The organism is Streptomyces nanshensis (genome assembly GCF_001751255.1).
Lineage (GTDB): Bacteria > Actinomycetota > Actinomycetes > Streptomycetales > Streptomycetaceae > Streptomyces > Streptomyces nanshensis_A.
This window is the reverse complement of record NZ_LJGW01000372.1, coordinates 1-6,826: the sequence shown is the minus strand read 5'-3', so window position 1 is coordinate 6,826 and position 6,826 is coordinate 1. Positions and strand designations below refer to the sequence as shown.

At 71.4% G+C, this 6,826-nt stretch carries 5 protein-coding genes and 1 pseudogene; 4 read left to right on the top strand and 2 right to left on the bottom strand.

The features are described from left to right. A partial coding sequence (locus AN218_RS22005; RefSeq protein WP_141747649.1) for an AAA family ATPase occupies nucleotides 1–1,399 on the bottom strand: 1,399 nt, incomplete at its 3' end. 227 nt (nucleotides 1,400–1,626) lie between these two features. On the opposite strand from AN218_RS22005, the gene AN218_RS22000 reads away from it, so the two are divergent. The 4 genes and pseudogenes from AN218_RS22000 to AN218_RS21985 all read left to right on the top strand — a co-directional run bounded on the left by AN218_RS22000 (nucleotide 1,627) and on the right by AN218_RS21985 (nucleotide 5,526). Further along, a complete protein-coding gene (locus AN218_RS22000) occupies nucleotides 1,627–3,024 on the top strand; it encodes a glycosyltransferase (RefSeq protein WP_070018621.1) in 1,398 nt (465 codons plus the stop codon). Between the two features lie 5 nt (nucleotides 3,025–3,029). Beyond that, nucleotides 3,030–4,085 carry a DegT/DnrJ/EryC1/StrS family aminotransferase gene (locus tag AN218_RS21995; RefSeq protein ID WP_070018622.1) on the top strand — a complete coding sequence of 352 codons (1,056 nt, stop codon included), beginning with the start codon at nucleotides 3,030–3,032 and terminating at the stop codon, nucleotides 4,083–4,085. A 28-nt stretch (nucleotides 4,086–4,113) separates the two neighbouring features. Beyond that, a pseudogene (locus AN218_RS21990) lies at nucleotides 4,114–5,287 on the top strand (cytochrome P450). 20 nt (nucleotides 5,288–5,307) lie between these two features. Next, entirely contained in the window at nucleotides 5,308–5,526 is a 219-nt protein-coding gene (locus AN218_RS21985) for a ferredoxin (protein WP_070018620.1), read from the top strand. 9 nt (nucleotides 5,527–5,535) lie between these two features. On the opposite strand, the gene AN218_RS21980 is transcribed toward AN218_RS21985, so the two are convergent. After that, on the bottom strand, nucleotides 5,536–6,826 hold a 1,291-nt coding region (locus AN218_RS21980; RefSeq protein ID WP_079132447.1), incomplete at its 5' end, for a cytochrome P450.

The following is a 6,826-nucleotide window of genomic DNA, read 5'->3' as shown; positions in this document are numbered from 1 at the left end:
CCCTGGACTCGGCGCGGACGAGCGCGACTTCGGCGGCCGTGCGGCTGCGTGCGTCGACGCCGGCGTCGCGGACGATCTCGAAGCAGCGCACGGCGGTACGGGGCCGCTCCGCGCGCAGCGCGTGCTCGGCCGCCTCGTGCAGCACCGGCAGCAGCGCCGTGTCGTCCAGGCGTCCCGCGGTCAGCAGATGAGGGGCGATGTCGTCCGCCGGTGCTCCCTCGGCGTGCAGCAGCGCGGCGGCCGCCAGATGCAGCCGGGTCCGTTCGGCGGAGGACAGGCTCTCCAGGACGGCGTCGCGCACAGCGGGGTGCGGCAGGCCGCCCGGGTGCAGAAGCCCGGCCTCCTCCAGCGCGGCGAGCGCCGCCGCCACGTTCTCGGTCTCCGCGCGGGTGAGCCGGGCGAGAGCGGCGGACCGCGCCGGTCCGCCCAGTACGCACAGTGCGCGCATCGTCTCGGCGGCCGTGGCCTCGCAGCGTTCCAGGCAACCGAGCAGTGCCTTCTGGAAGTCGGGGCCGCGGCCGATGCCGCGGTCGGGCGCGCCGGAGCGCCGGTCCTCCAGCAGCGCGCGCACGAGCAGCGGGTTCCCGCCGCCGGCCCGCCGGATGCCGGCCCGGTCCGTGCCGGACAGGGCCGGTGCGTCGCCGCCGTGGGCCGCTATGCAGGCGGCCACGCCCTCCTCGGTCAGCAGCGGCACTTCGACGGTGCGGACGTGCGGATGACGCCTCAGCTCCGTGTGGAGCGGGGAGGGCGCCCGCCGCGGGGCGGGGGTGTCGGTCAGCACGAGCAGCACCCGTGCCGGTCCGAGCCGGCGCACGAGGTAGAGCAGCCAGTGCGTCGAGGGCATGTCGAGGTGGCGTACGTCCTCCACCCCGATCAGGGCGGTGCCCGTGCCTACGGCACGGAGTACGGCCTCGCACAGGGCGTCCAGGACGTGGGCGGCGGCGGGCGTTCCGGCGTCGAACTCGCCCTGTCCGTCCGCCACTTCACGGGCCCGCGCCAGGAGCCGTTCGGTCTGCTCCCCGGCGTGCAGGGCGGGGGTGCGCAGCAGGCGGGCGACGACGCCGAAGGGGAGGGCGCTCTCTGCGGCGGAGCACACGACGGTGGCGACGAGGACGCCGTCCCCGGCGGGGGCCTCGCCCCCGGCACGGGACTCGTTCCGCGCGAAGCCCGCCTTCTCGAGCCCTGGCTCCTCGGGCCGCTTCTGCCCGAACTCCGCCTGTGCGAACTCCGCGAAGGTGTGCAGCAGTTCGGTCTTGCCGGAGGCGACCGGTCCGGTCACCGCGGCGACGCGGCCCGAGCCGGCCCTCGCCTCGGCCAGGAACCGGGTCAGGTCGGACCACTGGCCGTCGCGTTCGGCCAGGCCCGGCGGGCAGATCCCGCGGTCGGTCGTCCCCTTCATGAATCCAGAACCTCTCGCCTGACGCCGTCCGGCACGGCGATCGTCGTCCCAGGTCGGGGTTGATCCCGATTCTCGGGGCGGCGAACTAGGGGATGTCCTCGACTTCGCCTCCGTGCGAGGACACCTCGGCGGTGCTCGTGCACGATGTGGGGGTCAAGCGGCCCCGTGCGGCGTGCGAGCCCCGGCGCCGGGCCCCGGCCTTCCCACTTATGAAGGGTCTCCGCCGAATGAGCACGAGTCAGCAGCCGATCCTGTTCGTGAGCCTCCCGGAGAGCGGTCTGCTCAACTCGATGCTGGTGCTCGCCGAGGAGCTCTCCCGGCAGCGTGTGAAGGATCTGTGGTTCGCCACCGACGAGCCCCGGCGCGGCGACGTGGAGGCGCTGGGCGTGGGCACCAACGTCGACTTCTTCTCCCTGGGCGACGTGGTGCCCGAGATGTCGTCGGTCACCTGGGACGACGAGACGTACCGTCGTGTGACGCAGCGGTCACGTTTCAAGGCACGTCAAGCGGTCATCGAGCAGACCTTCGCGCCTGAGCTGCGGGTGGAGAAGTACCGGCGGCTGGAGGAGGCCGTCGAGAAGATCCAGCCGGCCCTGATGGTGGTCGAGTGCATGTGCCAGTACGGGTGCGAGCTGGCCATCACCAAGAAGATCCCGTACGTGCTGACGGTCCCCTTCGTGATCAGCCAGGTGCTGACCTCCACGGTTCCGGTGGGCGGCTCGTACGCCCCGAAGGACTTCCCCGTGCCGCATTCCGGACTGCCCTACCGGATGAACACGCGGCAGCGGCTGGCGAACACACTCTTCAAGTGGCGGACGCTGGGGATGTTCCTGTCCCGTTCGATGCGGGAGAGGAACGCCCGCGACGCCCGGGTGCGCGAGGAACTGGGCATCGACCCGGCGTCCAACGGGCTGCTGGCCAGGGTGGATTCGGCTCAGATGGTGCTGGGCAACTCGGTGCCGGAGCTGGACTACCCCCTCGAACTGCCCGATTCGGTACGGATGGTGGGGGCGATGATCCCGCCGCTGCCGCAGTGCGAACCGGACGAACTGACCGAGTGGCTGGACGCACGGGAGTCCGTGGTCTACATGGGCTTCGGCACCATCACCCGGCTGACCCGCGAGCAGGTGGGAGCGCTGGTGGAGGTGGCGCGGCGTCTGGAGGGACGGCACCACGTGCTGTGGAAACTCCCCGAGGACCAGCAGCAATGGCTTCCGCCTGCCGATCAGCTCCCGGGCAATCTGCGGGTGGAGAGCTGGCTTCCCTCGCAGCTCGACGTACTGGCCCATCCGAACGTGTCGGCGTTCTTCACGCACGGCGGCGGCAACGCCTACCACGAGGGCGTCTACTTCGGTAAGCCGATGGTGATGCGCCCGCTGTGGGTGGACTGCTACGACCAGGCCGTGCGCGCCCAGGACTTCGGTGTCTCCCTGACGCTGGACAAGCCACGGGACGTCGACCCGGACGACGTGGTCGCCAAGCTGGAGCGGGTGCTGACCGAGCCGTCGTTCCGGAAGAACGCGGAGCGTCTGGGCCGCATCCAGCGCGAGGCGGGAGGCCGCGAGCGCGCCGCCGAGCTGATCCGCGCCCTGCCGGCGCTCTCGCGGCGGCCGGAGGGTGAGTGAGCGCGGTGAGCTTCGCCTACCCCGTCTCCCGGCCCTCTCTTTCAGGCGGCGAACTCGACTACGTGACGCGGGCCGTGACGGACGGCTGGATCTCCTCGCAGGGTTCCTACGTCCGCGAGTTCGAGGACGCCTTCGCCCAGTACAACGGCGTCGCACACGGCGTCGCATGTTCCTCCGGCACCGCCGCGCTCACACTCGCCCTGCGGGCCCTTGGGATAGGCCCCGGCGACGAGGTGGTGGTGCCGGAGTTCACCATGGTCGCGAGCGCGTGGGCCGTCACGCACAGCGGCGCGGCACCGGTCTTCGTGGACTGCGGGGACGACCTCAACATCGACGTCGCCCGCATCGAGGAGAAGATCACCCCGCGGACCCGTGCGCTGATGCCCGTACACGTCTACGGACGCCGCTGCGACATGGACGCCGTCATGGAGCTGGCGCACGACTACAACCTGCGGGTGGTCGAGGACTCGGCGGAGGCGCACGGCGTGCGCCCCGTCGGGGACATCGCCTGCTTCTCGCTCTTCGCCAACAAGATCATCACGGCGGGCGAGGGCGGCGTCTGCCTCACCGACGACAGGCACCTCGCCGAGCAGATGGCGCACCTGCGTGCCATGGCCTTCAGCAAGGACCACAACTTCCTGCACAAGAAGGTCGCTTACAACTACCGGATGACCAACCTCCAGGCGGGGGTGGCCCTGGCACAGGTGGAGCGGCTCGACGAGATCCTCGCCGCCCGCAAGCAGATCGAGAAGCGCTACCAGCAGGGCCTCGAAGGCGTCGACGGCGTGACGCTGCTGCCCGAGCGGGACGTGCTGTGGATGTTCGACCTGCGGGCGGAGCGCCGCGACGAACTGCGCGCCCACCTCGCCGACGCCGGCATCGAGACACGGCTGTTCTTCAAGCCCATGAGCCGGCAGCCCTTCTACCTCGACCCCGTCTGGCCGTCGCTGAACGCCCACCGCTTCAGCGAGGACGGTCTGTACCTGCCGACGTACACCGACCTGACCGAATCCGGCCAGGACTACATCGTCGGGAAGATACGCGAGTTCTACGGCGCGTGACCGACCCCCGGACCCACGGAGTTGGCAGATGACGAGCACAGAGACGGACCCCGTCCCCTTCATGCTGCGGCGGCAGGGCGCGCCGTTCCCGCCCCCGGAGTACGAGACGTTCAGGCAACGGCCGGGCCTGGTCCGCTCGAAGCTGCCCACCGGTGACGTGGTGTGGCTGGTGACGCGGCACGAGGAGGTCCGTTCGGTGCTGACCGACCCCCGGATCAGCTCCGACCCCAGTCGTGAGGGCTTCCCCAGCCCGGGCCGCACCGGCGGCGTGCCGGACTCCGAGACGGTGCCCGGCTGGTTCGTGGCGCTGGACCCGCCCGACCACACCAAGTACCGCAAGGCTCTCATCCCGGAGTTCACCGTCCGCCGCATCAGGGCGATGCGCCCAGCCGTGCAGGAGATCGTCGACGGATGCATCGACACGGTCCTCTCCCGCGGCCAAGGCGCCGACTTGATGGCCGACTTCGCGCTGTCGGTGCCCTCGCTGGTGATCTCCTCGATGCTGGGCGTGCCCAAGGTCGACCGGAACTTCTTCGAGGCCAAGACCCGTGTGCTGGTGACGATCTCCTCCACCGACGAGGAGCGCGAGGACGCCAGCAGGCAGCTCCTCCGGTACTTGTCGCGGCTGATCGCCGTCAAGCAGAAGCGCCCCGGCGACGACCTGATCAGCAGGCTGCTCGCCGCCGGGGCGCTCACACCGCAGGAGATGTCCGGGGTGGCGANTGCTGCTGATCGCCGGGCACGAGACGACGGCGAACAACATCGCGCTGGGCGTGGTGACGCTGCTGGCCAACCCGGAGTGGATCGGCGACGAGCGCACCGTGGAGGAGCTGCTGCGGCTGCACTCGGTCGCCGATCTGGTGGCGTTGCGCGTCGCGGTGGAGGACGTGGAGATCGGCGGCCAGTTGGTGCGGGCGGGCGAGGGCGTCGTCCCGCTGGTGGCCGCCGCCAATCACGATCCTCAACTCTTCGGCCATCCGGGGACGTTCGACCCGGAACGGTCGGCGCAGCAGCATGTGGCGTTCGGCTACGGAGTGCACCAGTGCCTCGGGCAGAACCTGGTGCGCGCGGAGATGGACGTCGCCTACCGCACGCTCTTCGAGCGGATTCCCACCCTGGAGATCGCCGTGCCGCTGGAGGAGCTGCCGTTCAAGTACGACGGCGTGCTCTTCGGACTGCACGAGCTTCCGGTCCGCTGGTAACAACTCACGCAGGAGGAACCATGGTTCACGTCAGTGTGGTGCCCGACCGCTGCATCGGGGCCGCCCAGTGCGTCCTCACGGCGCCCGACGTCTTCGACCAGGACGACGACGGGTTCGTCGAAGTGCTCGACGAGCAGCCGGAAGGCATACAGGGCGAGAAGGCCCGCATGGCGGGGAAGATCTGCCCGTCCCAGTCCATCGTCGTCAGCGGCGGGGAAGACGACCCGGCAGGCGGCTGAGCGGAGCCTTCAGCCGGTCGGCCCGGCGGGCCGCGCCCCGAGCAGGACGGGCAGCGACTCGGGGCGGCTCTCGGCCAGTTCGGACCGCAGCACGACGTCCTGCGGCGCGACGGCGAGGCGCATACCGGGAAAGGAGCGGGTCAGACACTCCATGGCGACGGCCAGCTCCATGCGCGCCAGCCGGGAGGCCGGGCAGTGCCGCGCGCCGTGCCCGAAGGCCATGTGCCGCGACCGGCGGCGGCCCGGCAGCCGCCGGTCGGGATTCTCGTAGACCGACTCGTCCCTGTTGACGGAGGCCAGCGAGACCAGGACGACCTCCCCGGAGCGGATCCGCTCGCCGCCCACCCGCACGTCCGCCGTGGCGCGGCGCGAGCGCAGCGCGTCGCCGAACGAACTCAGCCGCAGTAGCTCCTCCACCAGTTCGCCCGGGTCGTCCGGCCAGGGGGCGGGCAGGCGTCCCTCGTCGGCGAGCAGCAGCAGTACGGAGTTGGCGACGGAGGCGACCATCGTCTCGTAGCCCGCGGACATCAACGTCGCCACGAGGGACACCGCGCGGTCCACGTCGCCCTCCCCACCGAGCAGCGCCGACATCGCGTCGTCTGCCGGAGCCTGCGCGCGGCGCGTGACCAACCGCCGTGTGCAGGCCATGAGTTCGTCCTGGGCCCGCTCGACGTCGCCGTCCGGTGCCGGTCCCGTCGTGAGGACCGTCTCCGCCCACCCGGCGAAGTCGTCCGCGTCGCCGTCGGGGACGCCCAGCAGAGCGCACATGGTCCGCATCGCCAGCGGCCGGGCGAAGTGCCGTACCAGGTCGGTCTCTTGACGGGACTCCAACCGGACGGCCGCTTCCGCGGCGAGGCGTGCGACCACCGGCCTCACGGCTTCCGTCCGTTCCTTCGACAGCGCCGCGGTTGCCAGGGAGCGCAGCCTGGTGTGCTCGGGCGGGTCGGTGGTGAACAGCAGCCCCGGAGGCAGCGCGCCCGGGCGGGTGCGGGGAGCGTCCGGCGCGAGCAGTGCGGCCTTGCTGAAACGGGAGTCGGCCAGGACGAACCGCGCGTCGTCGAAGCGGGTGACGAGCCATGCCGCGTCTCCGGTGGCCATCCGCACGGGGCACACGGGGCGTTCCGTGCGCAGCCGCCGGTACGGGGACGGCGGCGCGGCCGGGACGTCGTGCGGGAAGGGAAGGTCGAGGGACCCGCCGTCGGGAGCCGCCTCCGGAGCGGCGGCGCCCGCCGGGCCGGGCTCCGCGGGACCGTGGGCAGGGGGATCCGTCGCAGCGGGGGCGTGTGCCGAAGAGGCGTCC